Raw genomic sequence first — 16,701 nt, forward strand, 5'->3', positions numbered from 1 at the left:
GCGAATAGCGGCGCCTGTGGATAACTTCCCCGCTATAAATAAAGGGAAGAGTTGAAGAACAAACCTTCGCAACACGATGCCCGAGGTGCCAAGAAACAACAATCTGGCTGTAGCAGCTTTATGTAAATGTCCGCTTGTAGCCAAGTTCAAATCAGCTACCGTGCCATCTGCAGATCCGCCATCGTCGCGGCAAGAAAACGCGCGGCTTCACCGCCCGTGACGACCCGATGGTCGAATGTCAGACTCAGCGGCAAGATCCGATGCACGGCGGGCACGCCGGCGGCCGCCACGACCTGTTCGTGAATGCGCCCGGCGCCGAGAATCGCGACCGTAGGCGGCACAACGATGGGAGCCGCATATTTACCGGCGATCATGCCGAAATTCGACAGCGTGATCGTATTACCGCGCAGTTCTTCCGGCGGGATCTTGCGCCCCCGGATGTCGGCACGCATCCGGTCGAGCCCGCCGCGCAGATCGGCCGGGTCGCGTAACGCGACGTTGCGCAACACCGGGACGAAGAGGCCATCCGGCAGATCGACGGCGATGCCAAGATCGATTTTCTCCAGCACGCGGCGCCGCCCCGTATGTCCGTCGAACCAGGCGTTAAGCCCCGGTTCGGCCCGGCATCCTGCCACCAGTGCACGGATCAGGCGAATCGTGACATCGGTATCGGGTGGCCACGCATTAATGTCGGCATCGTCGATAACGGTTGCCGCTGCTACCTCGCTGTGCGCGCGCGCCATGTTCTGCGCCATTGCACGCCGCACGCCGCGCAGCACTTCGGGCGGCCCGAGCTCGGCGAGTATCTTCGCGGCGCGCTGCACGTCTGCCGCTGTGATAACACCTTCCGGACCCGATGGCGTCACCATCGCCAGATCGACATCCAGCTTGCGCGCGAGCGCCCTCGCCGCCGGGATCGCCTTGATCACGCCAACACCCGCCCCCATGCCGCCGCCAGGCGCCGTCGGCGCGTCCTGCACTACATGCTGGCCGACCTCCATATGGCCGACCACGGTGCCGGCATCGGCTTCGTCGCCCTCTCCTTCGAATGCGGCAAGCGGCGCGCCCAGATGCACGACGTCGCCCGGCTGACCGAACAGCTTCGCGATACGGCCGGATTGAGGCGACGGAATCTCGACGATCGCTTTCGCCGTTTCGACCGACAACAGCGGTTGATCCGCGCGAATCTCGTCGCCGCTCTTGACGTGCCACTCGACGATCTCCGCTTCCTGCAAGCCTTCTCCGAGATCGGGCAGTTTGAAGACTTTCATGGCTTCACGACGCCTCCAGAGTCTGCCTGACCGCGGCAACGATGCGCTCCGTGCCTGGCATATATTGATTCTCAAGTCTGTACAGCGGCACCACCACGTCATATCCGGTGACGCGCTGCACCGGCGTGAGCAGCGAGTACAGTCCACGCTCGGCGATATTGGCGGCAATCTCCGCGCCCACCCCTCCGGTGCGCGAGCCCTCGTGCACGATCACACAGCGTCCGGTTTTCGCTACCGACGCGAGAATGGTGTTCATGTCGAGCGGTTTGAGCGTCGCCACGTCGATCACCTCGGCCATCACGCCTTCCTGCGCAAGCAGTTCGGCTGCGGCCTGCACGTCCTGCAATGCTCCCCCCCAACTCACCAGGGTGACGTCCGACCCATCGCGCAGCGTGAAGCAACTGTCGAGCGGCAGTGCTTCGCCGTTGTCCTCCACCGGCTGTCTGAAGAGCCGGTATAGTCGCGTCGGTTCGAAGAAGATCACCGGGTCCGGGTCGCGCATCGACGCGAGCAGCAAGCCGTATGCGCGTGCAGGAGACGATGGCGTCACGACGCGCAATCCGGGGATATGGGTGAACAACGCTTCAGGGCTTTCGGAATGATGCTCCGGCGCGTGAATCCCTGCGCCGCACGGCGCACGGATCACTAGCGGGCACGTCAGCCGTCCGCGGGTTCGATGCCGCAGACGCGACGCGTGATTCAGAATGTGATCGATGGCCGGATAGATGAACCCGCTGAACTGGATCTCCACGACCGGCTTCAGGCCCATCGCCGCCATGCCGATCGCGGTGCCGGCGATCGCGGTTTCAGCCAAAGGCGTATCGATCACCCGCTCTACGCCGAATCGCGCCTGTAACCCGACCGTCGCGCGGAACACGCCGCCGTTCACGCCGATATCCTCGCCGAGCAGCACGACGGCTGGATCGTGCGCCAGTTCGTAGGCGAGCGCCTGATTGAGCGCTTCGACCATGTTGAGGTCAGCCATGGCGATTCCCCACAGCAGGCGCAAATCGCTGCGCCATCGCCAGTTGCTCACGCATCGCCAACGGCAAGCTCTCGTACAGATGATCGAACATCGCGGAGGTATCCGGCGGCGGTACCGCCAGATACGCGTCGACGGCCTGCTCGACCTGCGCAAGGCACGCGCGGCCGAGTTGCTCGTCCTGCGCCTTGTCCCAGACGTTTAAGCGCATCAGGTAAGTGCGCAAGCGCAGCAACGGTTCGTACGCCCATTGTTTGCTGAGGACCTCGGCGTCGCGATAGCGCGTCGCGTCATCGGCTGTCGTGTGATCGCCAAGGCGGTAGCTGAGCGCTTCGATCAGCGTCGGGCCATCGCCCCGGCGAGCCTTGGCGAGCGCCGCGTGGACCACATGGTGCACCGCGATCACGTCGTTACCGTCGACCTGCAGTCCATCGATTCCCGCAGCGATCGCTTTTTGCGCGAGCGTTTGTGCAGCGCTTTGGCGGCTGCGTGGCACCGAGATCGCCCACTGGTTGTTATTGACCACAAGGACAAGCGGCGCCTGCCAGACGCCGGCCATGTTCATTGCTTCGTAGAAGTCGCCTTTGGACGTGCCGCCGTCGCCGAATATCGCCACCGCGACGCGCGGTTCGTGACGCAGCAGGAACGCGTAGGCCGCGCCGGCGGCATGGCACACCTGCGTGCCGATCGGCACACAGTTCGGGAAGTCGTCGCGCGGCACGCTGAAATCGCTGCCGCGTTCGTCGCCGCCCCAATACAGCAGACTTTCCGTCATCGTGACGCCGCGCAGCAATTGCGCGGCGTGATCGCGATAGGAAGGAAACAGCACGTCGTCGGGCTGCATCGCGCTGGCGGCGCCGACGCCGATCGCCTCCTGTCCAACCGACGACGCGAAGGTGCCGAGCTTGCCGGTTCGCTGCAGTGCAACTGCCTTCGTGTCGAACGCGCGTGTCAGCACCATCGCGCGATAGAGCGGAATCAGCGCCGCCGGGTCCCGTGCAAACGCAGGCAGCGGTTGAGCAGGCTCGCCGTCGGGGCCGAGGTATTGCGTGTAGCCGATATGAAAACTGGCAACCGTGGTCATGATCGCCCTCCACGTTCATTCGGATATCGTATACGCGTCGGAGTTCGCTCGCACGAGCGCTACCGTACGAACACTGCTGTGCTCGTGCATTCAAACCCGCCATACACCGCTATCGCTGAGGAGAGTGCCATGACGCTTACGATCACATCGCAAGCCTTCCAGCAGAACGGAGAGATTCCTCCGCAACATACCTGCCAGGGCGCCGATGTTTCCCCGCCGCTCGCGTGGTCCGGCGTGCCCGCGAACGCAAAAAGCCTGGCGCTGATCGTCGACGACCCTGACGCGCCGGACCCGGCCGCGCCGAAAATGACCTGGGTACACTGGGTGCTCTACAACATCCCGCCGACGGCAACCGGGCTGCCCGAGGGCGCCGCTGCAGGGAGCTTGCCAGGCGGCACGCTCGAAGGCACGAACGACTTCCGGCGTGCCGCTTACGGCGGCCCGTGCCCGCCCGTGATGCGGTAACCAATCCGCGGATATAAGTGCGATCCACCGTCGAGACTTACTGCTACGCCGCCCTCAGGAAATTCTCGCGCCTATGAAAGGAAAGCGACGAAAACCGATCCCGATTGACACGGAAAGTCATATCAGTCCTTCGACCTAATGCCGGCCTTGCCTCGGAGACTCACCCTGGTCATGAAGAAGACGCTCGGCCTCCTGGTCCCCGGACCGGCATTCTCAGCAAGTGATGCATATGAGGCGTGCCTCCGTCTTCGCGCCTGATGCAATCACGTTCGACCATATTTCCGCGTCCTGATCGCGGGCAAAGGGCCACCGCAAAACCGGGGCCATAGTCAGCGAACGTCGTCCACACGAAACAAATGTAATCATCTGTTAATGCCGCGCGCCGCAGCCTTTTTTGACGACGGAAGCGCCGTTCCGTTTTGGTACGATCCCGGCTTTTCCGCCAGCGCCCCGCCACCGTGAATCGCCGATATTTATCGTTGTTTCGTGAGCATTGCGCACGGTGGCTCGCCCGCATCCAACCGCTGGCCGCCGCCGGCAGCACGATAGCCATACTCGTTTTCAGCAGCGCGCTGCGCCGCCTTCGCCACCCAACGCGACGGGGCGTCGCGCTGACACTCGCCGCGTTGCCGGCGTTCTTCCTGCTGTACGTGCTTGCGCTCGTGCCATTTACGCCGGGCATCGGCGACATCCGCAAAGCCCGCGTCGATCGGCCAGCGTTGATCGTGTCGGCCGACGGCAAACTGCTCGAGGAATTCAAGCCAGTCAATCGCGAGTGGGTGTCGCTCAAACAGATCTCGCCGTACATGTTGGATGCATTGATAGCGACCGAAGACCGCCGCTTCTACGAGCATCACGGCATCGACTGGAAGCGCACCGCGTCGGCCGCACTGCATACGTTCTCCGGCGATCGGCAGGGAGGCTCGACGATCACGCAGCAGCTCGCGCGCAACCTGTATCCCGACGAAATCGGCCGCGCGCCGACCCTCACGCGCAAGCTTAAGGAAGCGATCACGGCGTTCAAGATCGAAGCTGTGTACAGCAAGGATCAGATCCTCGAGACGTACCTGAACACGGTGCCGTTCCTGTACAACGCCTATGGCGTGGAAATGGCCGCACGCACCTACTTTGGCAAATCGGCCGAACAGCTCGACATCCTCGAAAGCGCGACGCTCGTCGGCATGCTGAAGGCCAACAGCGCCTACAACCCGGTGCTCAATCCCGAGCGCGCGTTGCAGCGGCGAAACACAGTGCTCGGGCAGATGAACAAGTACGGGAAGCTCAAGGTCGACGCTTACAGCTGGTTGAAGCGACAACCGCTTAACGTCAATTTCGAGTTGCAGACCGCGTCACCGGGCGCCGCGCCTCATTTCTCGGCGCAATTGCGCAAGTGGCTGATCGCATGGGCCGGTCGCAATGGCTATAACATCTATGCCGACGGGCTGGTCGTGCGCACGACCATCGATTCCCGCCTGCAGGCGATGGCGACGCAGGCGATGAACTGGCAGACGAACCAGTTGCAATCGATCGCGAACGACGCATGGAGCGAACGCACGGGCTGCTGGCCGGGCAACGACCTGTTCCAGACATTCATTCGGCAGACGGCCGACTACCGCGCCGCACGTGATGCTGGTCAATCGGATCCGACCGCGCTCAGGAAGCTCGGCACGAACCCCACGTTCGTTCGCGCGCTCTGCCGGAGCAAGACGCAGATCCAGGCGGGGTTTGTCGCGATCGATCCGCGCAACGGAGATATCAAGGCATGGGTCGGCAGCCGCGACTTCAGTGACGAGCCGTTCGATCACGTGCAGCAGGCGCGGCGCCAGCCGGGTTCGACGTTCAAGCCGTTCGTCTACGGCGCGGCTTTTGCGGACGGCGCGCGGCCGAACGATACGATCGTCGACCGGAACGTCGCCATTCCGCTGACAGGGCATGCGAGCTGGCGTCCTACCGACGCGGAACCGCCGACCGGCCGACCGATGACGCTGCGCGACGCGCTTGTGTATTCGCGCAACCGTGTCACTGCTCAGCTCATGCAAAAGGAAGGCCCCGAAAAGGTCGCACAGCTCGCGCGTGCGATGGGCGTGCGCGAGAGTCCGCTCGAAGCGGTGCCGTCGCTCGCGCTCGGCACGAGCCCCGTCACGCTCAAGGAAATGGTCTCGGCGTACAGCACGATCGCGAACCGCGGCGCCTATCTCGAACCGCGCATGGTCACGCGCATCGAGGATCACGACGGCAAGGTGCTCGCCGAATTCGCGAGCGCATCGCCGGAACAGGCACTGCCCGCTGGCGCCGCGCAAACACTCGTCGACGTGATGCGCGACGTCGTTAACCGGGGCACCGGCGCAGGCATCCGGACGCGCTTCGGGATTCGCGCCGACGTGGCCGGCAAGACGGGCACGACGCAGGACAACACGGATAGCTGGTTCATCCTGATGCATTCGCAACTGGTTGCAGGCGCATGGGTAGGTTTCGACGATGCACGTGTGACGCTCGGCAACGACTATTGGGGCGAGGGCGCGCACAGCGCCTTACCGATGGTGGGCGCGTTCTATGACATGGCGCTGCGTGCGAGGGTCATTGATCCGGATGCACCGCTCGGCCCCGAGACCCGGCCACCCCGCACGGTCCATGCGCGACGGCATCGACACTTCCTCTTCTGGAGCTTCTGATGTCGTCGCTGGCGGACGCGCATGCATGAACCGATTTCGACCTGCGATTGACCCGCATGCTGCAATCGCTCCCAGCTGGGACGATCGCAGAGTTGGGCGATTGCTGGATCGCGTGGTGGGACGGCGCGCGCACGATGTACGCCCGAATCGGCGCCGACGGCCGCCCAGCCGGGAGGCACGCGTCAGATCTGGTCCGCGAGTGGGAGCAATGGCGCGCCTGGCTCGCGGTATGGATCGACGAACCGCGCTTTAGTACGCGATGAGAGGACGAGCGGCCTCATTGCTCACTTCTGGCAGATGCGTCGCCATGGTAGCCGAGCGTCCTTGACGTCGATTTTTTGAACTCGATGTTGGCCAGCGCCTCGCGGACGTCCTCAGGTGGCATCCACGCCAGCAGAACTTTCCCTATGGCCGTGCTGTAGAGCGGGTTTCGTCGTCCCACACGAGATTGCATGCGCAGTCCATACTCCGAATCGATCTTGCGGATGTATATGATTGCGTCATCATCCATCCGCACCGCGATTCAACCATCCCCCTCGCCTGTCCAGCAGCAATGTCGATCTGCATGATGTTCTCAAAGTGAGATCGGCTCATCTGCATTTGCTGTTGGACATGACGTTGCAACGGGACAATTCTATGCGACATAAAGACGTGTCGACTAAGTCGAGCGTCACCTGCATCGATATCAACTGAAATCGCGATTTTTCAAGGAGCACGCCGGATGTCCGCCTTGTTCACTCCTTTCAACCTTAAGGACGTATCTCTGCGCAATCGCATTGCAATTCCGCCGATGTGCCAGTACAACGCCGTCGACGGACTGATCAACGATTGGCATCGCGTGCATCTTGCCGGACTCGCACGCGGCGGCGCAGGCCTCGTCATCGTCGAGGCGACTGCGGTGTCGCCGGAGGGTCGAATTACGCCGGGCTGCACCGGCCTCTGGAGCGACCAGCAGGCACAGGCTTTTGCGCCCATCGTCGCTTCAATCCGTGCGGCCGGGGCCGTGCCCGGCATCCAGCTCGCCCATGCAGGCCGCAAAGCCAGCGCGAACCGGCCGTGGGAAGGTGGCAACCACATCGCTGCCGACGATCCTCGCGGCTGGCAGACCATCGCGCCGTCGGCCATCGCATTCGGCGACCATCTGCCGCGAGTACCCAAGGCAATGACGCTTCAGGACATCGCCCGGGTACGCGAGGATTTTGTAGCCGCCGCGAAACGTGCGCGGGACGCCGGCTTCGAATGGCTCGAACTGCACTTTGCACACGGCTATCTCGGCCAGAGTTTTTTCTCGATGCACTCGAATCAACGGAACGACGTCTATGGCGGCAGCCTCGGTAACCGCAGCCGTTTCCTGCTGGAGACTCTGGCGGCGGTGCGCGATGTATGGCCCGAACATCTGCCGCTGACCGCCCGTTTCGGCGTCATCGAATACGACGGGCGCGACGAGGAGACCCTCGCCGAATCCATCGAACTGGCAAAGAACTTCAAGCGTGCGGGTCTGGACATGCTGAGCGTTAGCGTAGGCTTCTCCACACCGACAGCTCAAATTCCGTGGGCACCTGCATTCCTCGTGCCCATTGCCGAACGCATACGCCGCGAAGCGCAACTGCCTGTTGCATCGGCGTGGGGCATCGATACGCCAGAACTCGCAAATCGTTGCGTTGAAAATAGACAGCTCGACCTCGTGATGGTTGGGCGCGCGCATCTTGCCGATCCTCATTGGCCGTATTCCGCAGCGCGCAAGCTCGGGATCGACCGTGCGTCATGGACACTTCCCGCACCCTATGCTCATTGGCTCGAGAGCTATGCCGTTGCTGACTGAGCAGTAGCGTCTCCGATGCAGTAGGAATCCTCTTCATTTAGGCCAGGAGATCAGGCGCTGTAATCGGGCTGATACAGTGGTTGCGCGGCCTCGAACGCTGCGTGTTTCGACGCGTGCGCATAGACGGCAAGAGAGCGTGGATATGGCCGCAGATCGCACTCCATGCGCAGTGCGTTGGCGATCTGCGGCACAAGGCACACATCGGCGAGCGTTGGCTGCGCGCCGAAGCACCACGGACCTGCATCGCTGCGTTCGAGCAGTCGCTCGACGCCGCCCATCCCCTCTGCAATCCAGTGCCTGTACCACGTGGCCTTCTGTTGCGGCGTGACCTTCAGTTCCGTTTCCAGATAGCGCAGGATGCGCAAATTGTTGACGGGATGGATTTCACAGGCAATCAGCAACGAGAATTCGAGCACGCGGGCGCGCAGGTTCGGTTCGAGCGGGATCAAGCGCTGTTCAGGATACTGCCGGTCGAGGTAATCGATGATCGCCAGAGACTGACCGAGCCTGAAATCCCGGTCCATCAGCGTGGGCACCAAAGCGGACGGATTCACGCTCGCAACGTAATCGGCGGCACGATGCTCGCCTGTGCGAATGTTGACGGGTAGCGTTTCATAGGCAATCCCCTTGAGAGCGAGCGCGATGCGCACGCGATACGATGTCGAACTGTTGAAGAAGCTATGGAGTTGCACAGTGAGTTCTTCCATCAATTGCAACGCCTGACGTCAAACGACGCTCACGGCGATTTCACCCAGACGATCGACGCCGACCTTCATCGTGTCGCCCTTCTGCACAGCACCGACGCCTTCAGGCGTGCCCGTGAAGATCAGATCACCCGGTTCGAGGCGGAAGAACTTCGACAGATACGCCACTGTCTCCGCGACCGACCAGATGAGATACGACACGTCGCTCTGCTGTTTGGTCTCGCCGTTGACCGTCAGCCACAGGCCGGCGTTTTCGAAGTGGCCGACCTCGCTGGTCGGATGAATCGGTCCAATCGGCGCCGAGCGGTCAAACGCCTTGCCAACCTCCCACGGACGCCCCATTTCGCGCATCTTCATTTGCAGATCGCGCCGCGTCATATCGAGGCCTACCGCGTAACCCCATACGTGCTCGAGCGCCTGTTCGACATCGATATCCGAGCCGCTCTTGCCGATCACCGCTACGAGTTCAGCTTCGTAGTGGTAGTTCCGCGTCTGCGACGGATAAGCCAGTTCGAGTGTTTCGCCATAAGCGACGGGCACGATGGCATCGGCAGGCTTGCAGAAAAAGAACGGCGGTGCGCGATCTGGATCGAAACCCATTTCGCGCGCATGCGCCGCATAGTTCCGGCCTACACAATAGACGCGGCGCACCGCGAATTGAGCGTCGCCGCCGGCGACGGGAACAGCGATGGGCGCTTCGGGCGGGAAAACAAAAGCCATAATGTTTTAACTCGACAGGGTTAAGAAAGCAGCAGCGTGCCGCGAGCAGGGCGTGCAGAAGCAAAACGGCTGCGTCTAGCTGCGTTCTTCGCGCAGCAAATTCAGTGCGGCAAGCACAGGACGATCCGAGTAGCTGAACAACACGCTTTCCACTGATGCCGAGAGCCGCACGGGTGCCCACGACGGTGCGATGAACACGTCATGTGGTTCGAACAGGAACTCATCGTCGCCGATCCTGACTGTGCCCTTGCCTTCTACGACGCAGTAAATCGTTGCGTCTGTGCTGCGATAGGCGTGCCCCTTGAAGCCTGCGGGCAGGTACTGCATGAACGTCGCGATGCCCGGCATGGGCCAGCCGCCCGTGGCCGGATTCACGTAGCGCAGCTTCACGCCGTCCCACTCGTCGAGTTCACCATTGCGGTACAACGCGTCGAGCGCTTCGCGGCTGCGCGCGTAGGGGTAGCTGAATATCGGCGAAGTGGGATCGGATACCCGGTGCCTCACAGGTCCCATGTTGTGGCCAAAGCGCGCAAAACTGTCGCCCTCGGGCCGCGAGATCGGCTGCGTAGCCTCGGAGTAGTTTTCGGCAAAACCAGCGTCCATGTGCGCGACAAGCGGGATATCCAGGCCATCGAGCCACACAACGGGTTCGCCCCCCTCTTTCAGGGAAGGATTACCGTGGTCATGCCATGTCCATGACGGCGTAATGATGAAATCACCCGGGTGCATCGTTGTGCGTTCGCCGTTGACGGCCGTCCAGGCGCCCTTGCCTTCTACAATGAAGCGCAGCGCCGACTGCGTATGCCGGTGGCTGGGGGCAATCTCGCCGGGCAGGATCAGCTGCAGTCCGGCGTACAGGTTCGGCGTCATACTCGACTTGCCTGGGAGACCCGGGTTTTCGAGCACCAACACGCGACGCACGGCTTCTTCGGCGCTGATCAGGGAACCGGCCCGCATCACGAGATCCCGCACCTGCGCATATTTCCAGATCGCAGGCAGCGTTTTCGGCCGAGGCGCTTTCGGAACGAGGCTATGCAGCGATTCCCAAAGCGGCGTCATACGCTGGCGGGCAATCTGCTCGTAGTAAGCGGTGCGCGATGCGTCCGGATTATCGTTAGTCATTGCGTCTCCTTTCGGTGCTGCGGGCAATGCGCGTTCAAAGGCGCCCTTGCTCAACGAGGCCACGACGGATGTGCTGGATCTGCGCCTCGCCAATCTGCAGAGCCTGCGCTGAAGTGTGGACAGAGTAATAGCCAAGCACCAGGTCATGGGGATGCGGGACGGCTGAGCCAATCACGTACTCCGCATCATCCAAGGCGAGGAAATCCACAGGTGTCTCCCCTGGTTCGAAGACAATGATCTCGCCATGCTCCAATACCTCCGGGATGGAGACTCGTCCTTTACCCATGGCCAGCCAGAGGACAGAGTGCCCCTGGGGCGGCTGATAACGCCAGCGCTCGCCCGCTTTGAGAGTAACTGCGAGATAGTTGATCGACATGGCTATTGCAGTCGAGCTTTTGGCACCCTCATGCTCCCCAAGCAGCACCCGGGCGGGCCCTATTTGCGGAATATCGGCTGCGGGCTGATAGACGCTTTCCGACGGACCGAGCTCCAAATCCGGCGGCAACGCGACCCAGAGCTGGAAACCACGTGTCAACCCCGGCTCGCCTGCTCCCCCCGCATGCCACACCCCCTTGCCGGCGCGCATCCATTCCACTCCTCCCGCACGCAGAATGCCGGTCGCGTTGTTCGTGTCTTCGTAGCTGACACTACCTTCGGCCACGTAGGTCAGCGTCGCGAGCCCCGAATGGGGATGCAGGCCGAAGGTCGGAAAGACGTCCCCACGATTGTCAAAGAGATCGAGGAAGACGAACGGCTTCAGGACCCGCCCCAGATCACCAGGGCTCATCAGGCGCGTGATGTAGCCGTGGCTCTGGCCACGGGAACGATAAACGATGGCACGAGCCTGATCGGACTCGATAGCTGCGGTATTGGACATGGGACCTCTTGTAAGGCCGGAGCGAAACGGAAACGAAGCGGAAACGAAGATGCGTGTGATATCAATTTGCCTGGTCAGATCGGCGCCTTACGGCGCGTCAAACAGAAAGTTCATGCGCCTTCCGTCAGAAACTCGATGATTAGCTTTCCTACCTCATCTGCCCTTTCGATGTTCGGGCAGTGGCCAGCGTTCGCGAGAACCGCCGCACGGGCGTCAGGAACGCGCGCAGCGAGTTCGTCAGCGAACCCCGGAAGCCGCAGCCTGTCCCGATCCCCTGCAACGATCAGCGTTCTGGCTGTTATGTTCCCGTACGGCGTGCGATCGGCGCCGCCGAACTCAGTACGAACGCGTGCCTGCGGCGAGCGAAAGCGTGCCGCTGCGATCGCCTCCCACGCCCCAGGTGCGACGCTAAGTGCATGGCGGCGGCGGACGTACTCGCGATCCTGATACCAGACGGGATCTTCGAATATCGCAGCGAGTAGACCAGCCATAGCTTCCTCGCTGCCGTCATAGTCAAGCAGGCGGCGGCGTTCTTCGTTGTCGGGAATGAAACCGCCGCCGCTAATCGCGACCAGGCGATCTATCGGCAATCGGCACGGCCTTTCGGCAGCCATCTGGAGCAGAAAGGTTGCCCCCATCGAATTCCCGACGAAATGCGCTTTGTCCAGCGCCATCAGTTGAATGAAACGCACCATGTGCGACAGCATGCGCTCCCGCTTGCTGTCGAAATCATGAATCTTTGCAGTCCTGCCGAATCCAAGCCAGTCTGGGGCAATCACCCGGAAATGGCGGGCGAGCGCGGGTATAAGATATTCCCAGCTCGTCTCGGCACCACCGCCAAACTCGCCGCTGTGAAACAGCACGACTGCAGGCCCTTCGCCAGCCTCGAGGTAATGGGTGCGCATCCCATCCACCTCGACATATCGGCTTCGATGCACCGCCTCAACCGGCGGCACGCGCCATGCCTGCTCGCTTGTGACTACGGTGTTCACGACAATGCTCCCATTGGCCGCAGGCGGCGCAGTTCGGCGCGGGGGCCCGCCGCCATCATGTCCGGAGTCCATTCCGACGCAGGATCGACTGTGCAGATAACCTTGCTGACGCCAGGCACGCGCGCCACCACCTGCTCCACCTGAGCAATGATATTGGCCGCTTGCCAGCAAACCGGACTGGTCAGGCGCAACCCAATGTGCGCCACACCGTCTTCGTTCAGCGTTACCTTCGTCACCATTCCCATGTCGATCAGGCTAATTGGAAGGCCTGTCGCAATCGAGCAGGGATCGACCACCTGATCGAGCATGGTTTGAATTCCGGTGGTGTCACGCATTGGAAACCTCCTGCACAGTTGAGAACGGTGCGAGCGGCCCGTCTGGCCGCCGGCGTGCGAATTCGTCGTCGCGCGTAGCTGAGAGGCGGGCGTCGAGATCGAGTCCCGTCATGCGGCCATAATTGTCAAACAGGATCGCGCGCTTGGCGGCAAGATCGAGTTGCGAAAGACCAGCGCCCTCGATCAGCGCCTCCGGAAAAGCGAATTCGCGTACGAACGTCTCCAGCAGCGGTTGTGGATGAAAGGCCATCGCTCCCGTGCCCCACAGGATCCGCTCCATAGCATGCTGCCCTCCTGGGCCGATCAGCGCAGCCATCGCATGAAGAAATGCCGCCGGGCGGCTTGCCGCCAGAGCGCTGGTGATCTCCAGATTGACATATACATTGTCGAACCGCGCGAGCTGCCACGCCGTCTCCTCGAGGAACGCCATGCCTCCGTGGACAACCTCGAAATTCAGCCCGGGGAAAGCCATGCATGCCCGGTCGATATCGTCGACCCTGTAATGCTCCATGGGCACAGGCCCAAGCGGAAGTGCCTTATGTACGGCAACGACCTTGATCCCCAGCTTTTCGGCCCGTTCGAACAATGGAAACGCGATCTCCGGATCGTCCATCTTCCATCCACGTATCTCGCTGCCAACCCAGCTGTTCGGATAGAGCTTGAGTCCGACCGGACGCAACAGTTCCACCTGTCGTTCCAGTTCATCCAGCGCGGCCTTACCGGTCATCGGGTCAACGCCGCAGTAAGTGATAAACCGATTCGGCCATCGCGCCTGAGCCTCAATTGCCTTTTCCAGGCTGCACAACCCGTCCTTGAACGAGAATATGGGCAGAACGTGATAAACGGCGAGATCGGTATCGCTTTCGAGGAACACCTGCTCAGCCGCCTCCTGGATAGACCAGTCCCGATAGAATTGCGCCAGCGTCGGTGCGTAGCCATGCCGCGCTGTCGCCACGACCGATCCATAAACGAGATCGCATAACGGGGCGGCAAAGCGATTGGCGTAGTTCGTCGCATCCATGTTGTAGGCGTGCACGACAGCATCTAAAACGGGCAGACCATCAATCATCGTTCGCCTCCTCAGTGATTTTTAGAGAGTATCTCCATCGACTTCACTAACGTCCAGAACAGAAAACTCACAGCGTGATCTGGTTTCAAGATCAGGTGACATGCTTTGATTAGAGGACTACTCAATCGGCGACTGACAAAGTCAATTAAAAACATCGTCGCTCTGTGCCCTGTTCTCGAAGTGAGATTGCCCTATCAGGTTTTGCTGCTGGACATGCCGTGACAGCCAGATAATCTATGCAAGATAAGGAAGACACGCCAACCGTATGAAGATCGGCATCTTTGCCATGGTGACCGGGAGCGGCAGACGGGATCTGGCGCATCACCCGGGACGTGCTTCCGCTTATGGTGCAGGCTGACCTGCGTGTGCCATTCGCCAACTCTTTTCAATAACTTAATTAGCATAACTTTAAATTGGAGAGTCTCATGACATCCCAGCGCCACATCGCTATCAACGCTTTCTATATGCCTTCGCCTACGCAATCATGGGCAGGAATGTGGCCGCACCCGCAGTCAACCGGAGCTGACTACAACAAGCTCAAATTCTGGATCGACCTCGCCAAACAGGCGGAATCGGGATTGATCGACTGCGTGTTCCTTGCCGATGCACTTGGCGTGCCGGACACATATGGCGGCGCGCCCGATGCCGCAATCCGAAGCGGCGCGCACTTTCCCGCCAACGATCCAATGTTGCTAATTTCAGCCATGGCCTCCGTTACCCGACATATCACCTTCGGTGTGACCGGCAACACCACTTACGAACCGCCCTATCTCCTTGCCCGCCGTCTGTCGACGCTTGATCAACTCACGGAAGGCCGGCTGGCATGGAACATCGTTACCGGCGTGATGCCATCAACCGCGAAAGCGATGGGGCAGAGCGAGATGGTTTCACATGACGCCCGCTACGATGTTGCAGACGAGTACATGGATCTTGTTTACAAGCTTTGGGAGGCCAGTTGGGAGGACGGCGCTGCGATTCGCGACCGTGCGCGCGGCATCTTTACCGATCCCTCCAAGGTGCATACGATTCATCATCGTTCCGAGCATTTCTCTTGCGACGGCATTCATTTGTGTGAACCGTCGCCCCAGCGGACACCATTGCTCTTTTCAGCTGGTGCCTCATCCCGAGGGATCGCCTTCGCGGGTCGACATGCGGAGTGCAGCTTCATGTCCACCAACAGCATCGACTTTGCCAGCAAAACAACTCAGCGATATCGCCAGGCCGCGGTAGCCGCCGGACGTACGCCAGATTCCATAAAAGTGTTCAATGCAACTACCGTCATCGTCGGTGCTACTGAAGACGAGGCTCGCGATCGGGTCCGGGAATATCAGCGCTATATAAGTGAGGAAGGCAATCTCGCGATCTTTTCCACCTGGCTCGGCGTGGATCTGTCGCGTTACGATCCTGATGGACCGATTGACGTGGTGGAAAGCAATGCTGTGCAGTCCATCGCCGATTCCATGCGCGCTACCGGCGACATGGGCAAGGTGACGTTGCGCGACCTAGCGCGCTTCGCCAATGTCGGTGGAAGAGAGGCGTTCATTGTGGGCTCGCCCGATCAGGTCTGCGATACGCTGTTGAAATGGCGCGACGAAGCCGATGTGGATGGATTTAATCTCGTGCGTACCGTCGAACCTGATAATCTCCAGAATTTCATCGATCTGGTCATCCCACGTCTTCAGGAAAGGGGGGCCTTCAAGACTGGCTATAAGGAAGGCACCATGCGCGAACAGCTATTTCCGGAAACCGGACCCAGGCTGCGAGCAGATCACTATGGAGCGCGTTTCCGCCCCGCGGTGAACCGCCCATAAGGACCTCGCCATTTCTGCGAGCATGAGCCGGCATCTGAGGCACCCACCGGCAAGGACAACGTTGCCCGCCGCTCACTCGGTGAGCCGCGGGCAACGCTTGTCCAGAACACCGGAACCTCCCCTCGCCTCACACTTTGACGAAGCTGACTCCAGCCAGCGGGCCGAACGGCAACGACGCTAGCGGCCCGCCGACATCGAGCGCTCCAAGATCGACTGCGAAAAAGCCGGCCTTCGCGATAAGCGAGCGGACGGTCGCTTTGGCATCCAGGTCGTCACCGGAGTAAAACAGCACGCGATTTCCACCAGACACTTCCGGCTCGTGCAGAACGTTCACATCGAGGTGGTTGAATGCCTTGACGAGACGCGCGCCAGGAGCGAGATCGCTAACCACGCTGCTCGAGTGCCGGCCGCCAAGATCGACTGGCTTGATACCGTAGGCAGCCAGCGGGTTGCCCGGGTCATTGGCGTCCGGTGAGTCCGGGTCGATCCATTCGACAGGATTGGTGCCGTCGACGACAATGCGCCCGTTCCATGCGGGCAGCCCCCCAAGCACTCGTTTCAGATCCACCCAGCGAATGGCGACGAAGACGATGTCCGCCTTGCCTGCTTCCTCCGTGGTACCGGCCTTGATCGCCGGACCGAGTTCCTGGACCAATCCCGCGAGGGATTCAGGGCCCCGGCTGTTCGAAATGATGGCCGAAATGCCCACCTTGGCGAACGCCCGGGCCAGGTTCGATCCCAACGCGCCTGCGCCGATAATGCCAATGCTCATGCC

At 61.2% G+C, this 16,701-nt stretch carries 15 protein-coding genes and 2 pseudogenes; 5 read left to right on the forward strand and 12 right to left on the reverse strand.

Annotated elements, in window-relative coordinates; all coding sequences use genetic code 11:
• Nucleotides 1–155 precede the first annotated feature (155 nt).
• The 3 genes from P3T25_RS42305 to pdhA are packed head-to-tail and all read right to left on the reverse strand — an operon-like array spanning nt 156 to nt 3,337.
• Nucleotides 156–1,271, reverse strand: a complete 1,116-nt coding sequence (locus P3T25_RS42305; protein WP_429363210.1) for a dihydrolipoamide acetyltransferase family protein — start codon at nt 1,269–1,271, stop codon at nt 156–158.
• A gap of 4 nt (nt 1,272–1,275) precedes the next feature.
• Nucleotides 1,276–2,256: an alpha-ketoacid dehydrogenase subunit beta gene (locus P3T25_RS42310; protein WP_266260522.1), complete on the reverse strand. Its 981-nt coding sequence runs from the start codon at nt 2,254–2,256 to the stop codon at nt 1,276–1,278.
• Complete coding sequence (pdhA, locus tag P3T25_RS42315; protein ID WP_429363213.1) at nt 2,249–3,337, reverse strand: pyruvate dehydrogenase (acetyl-transferring) E1 component subunit alpha; 1,089 nt, start codon at nt 3,335–3,337, stop codon at nt 2,249–2,251. The genes P3T25_RS42310 and pdhA overlap by 8 nt, the downstream gene beginning before the upstream one ends.
• A gap of 129 nt (nt 3,338–3,466) precedes the next feature.
• Here pdhA and P3T25_RS42320 point away from each other — a divergent pair.
• From P3T25_RS42320 to P3T25_RS42330, 3 genes and pseudogenes are all read left to right on the forward strand, one after another.
• Nucleotides 3,467–3,799, forward strand: a pseudogene (locus tag P3T25_RS42320) (YbhB/YbcL family Raf kinase inhibitor-like protein); the annotation flags it as partial.
• 482 nt (nt 3,800–4,281) lie between these two features.
• Complete coding sequence (locus P3T25_RS42325; protein ID WP_429363215.1) at nt 4,282–6,474, forward strand: penicillin-binding protein 1A; 2,193 nt, start codon at nt 4,282–4,284, stop codon at nt 6,472–6,474.
• 56 nt (nt 6,475–6,530) lie between these two features.
• Complete coding sequence (locus P3T25_RS42330) at nt 6,531–6,737, forward strand: hypothetical protein (RefSeq protein ID WP_429363217.1); 207 nt, start codon at nt 6,531–6,533, stop codon at nt 6,735–6,737.
• A gap of 53 nt (nt 6,738–6,790) precedes the next feature.
• Here P3T25_RS42330 and P3T25_RS42335 read toward each other — a convergent pair.
• Nucleotides 6,791–6,982, reverse strand: a pseudogene (locus tag P3T25_RS42335) (IclR family transcriptional regulator domain-containing protein); the annotation flags it as partial.
• Between the two features lie 213 nt (nt 6,983–7,195).
• On the opposite strand from P3T25_RS42335, the gene P3T25_RS42340 reads away from it, so the two are divergent.
• Nucleotides 7,196–8,296, forward strand: a complete 1,101-nt coding sequence (locus P3T25_RS42340; protein ID WP_429363219.1) for an NADH:flavin oxidoreductase/NADH oxidase — start codon at nt 7,196–7,198, stop codon at nt 8,294–8,296.
• 50 nt (nt 8,297–8,346) lie between these two features.
• On the opposite strand, the gene maiA is transcribed toward P3T25_RS42340, so the two are convergent.
• The 7 genes from maiA to P3T25_RS42375 form a co-directional block, all read right to left on the reverse strand.
• Complete coding sequence (gene maiA, locus P3T25_RS42345; protein WP_168435963.1) at nt 8,347–8,988, reverse strand: maleylacetoacetate isomerase; 642 nt, start codon at nt 8,986–8,988, stop codon at nt 8,347–8,349.
• 33 nt (nt 8,989–9,021) lie between these two features.
• Entirely contained in the window at nt 9,022–9,720 is a 699-nt protein-coding gene (locus P3T25_RS42350) for a fumarylacetoacetate hydrolase family protein (protein WP_154566260.1), read from the reverse strand.
• Nucleotides 9,721–9,795: 75 nt separating this feature from the next.
• Nucleotides 9,796–10,842, reverse strand: coding sequence for a gentisate 1,2-dioxygenase (gtdA, locus tag P3T25_RS42355; protein WP_429363222.1), 1,047 nt, complete (start codon nt 10,840–10,842; stop codon nt 9,796–9,798).
• 34 nt (nt 10,843–10,876) lie between these two features.
• Nucleotides 10,877–11,719: a pirin family protein gene (locus tag P3T25_RS42360; RefSeq protein ID WP_154566258.1), complete on the reverse strand. Its 843-nt coding sequence runs from the start codon at nt 11,717–11,719 to the stop codon at nt 10,877–10,879.
• A gap of 110 nt (nt 11,720–11,829) precedes the next feature.
• A complete protein-coding gene (locus tag P3T25_RS42365; RefSeq protein WP_429363224.1) occupies nt 11,830–12,711 on the reverse strand; it encodes an alpha/beta fold hydrolase in 882 nt (293 codons plus the stop codon).
• Nucleotides 12,708–13,046, reverse strand: coding sequence for a metal-sulfur cluster assembly factor (locus tag P3T25_RS42370; RefSeq protein WP_266257946.1), 339 nt, complete (start codon nt 13,044–13,046; stop codon nt 12,708–12,710). Before P3T25_RS42370 ends, P3T25_RS42365 begins: the two co-directional genes overlap by 4 nt.
• Nucleotides 13,039–14,115, reverse strand: a complete 1,077-nt coding sequence (locus tag P3T25_RS42375) for an amidohydrolase family protein (RefSeq protein WP_429363227.1) — start codon at nt 14,113–14,115, stop codon at nt 13,039–13,041. Before P3T25_RS42375 ends, P3T25_RS42370 begins: the two co-directional genes overlap by 8 nt.
• Before the next feature lie 425 nt (nt 14,116–14,540).
• On the opposite strand from P3T25_RS42375, the gene P3T25_RS42380 reads away from it, so the two are divergent.
• Nucleotides 14,541–15,926 carry an LLM class flavin-dependent oxidoreductase gene (locus P3T25_RS42380; RefSeq protein WP_429363229.1) on the forward strand — a complete coding sequence of 462 codons (1,386 nt, stop codon included), beginning with the start codon at nt 14,541–14,543 and terminating at the stop codon, nt 15,924–15,926.
• A 127-nt stretch (nt 15,927–16,053) separates the two neighbouring features.
• On the opposite strand, the gene P3T25_RS42385 is transcribed toward P3T25_RS42380, so the two are convergent.
• Complete coding sequence (locus tag P3T25_RS42385) at nt 16,054–16,698, reverse strand: NADPH-dependent F420 reductase (protein WP_429363231.1); 645 nt, start codon at nt 16,696–16,698, stop codon at nt 16,054–16,056.
• Between the last annotated feature and the right edge of the window lie 3 nt (nt 16,699–16,701).

Origin of the sequence: Paraburkholderia sp. GAS32 (genome assembly GCF_050434225.1) — a bacterium.
Lineage (GTDB): Bacteria > Pseudomonadota > Gammaproteobacteria > Burkholderiales > Burkholderiaceae > Paraburkholderia > Paraburkholderia madseniana.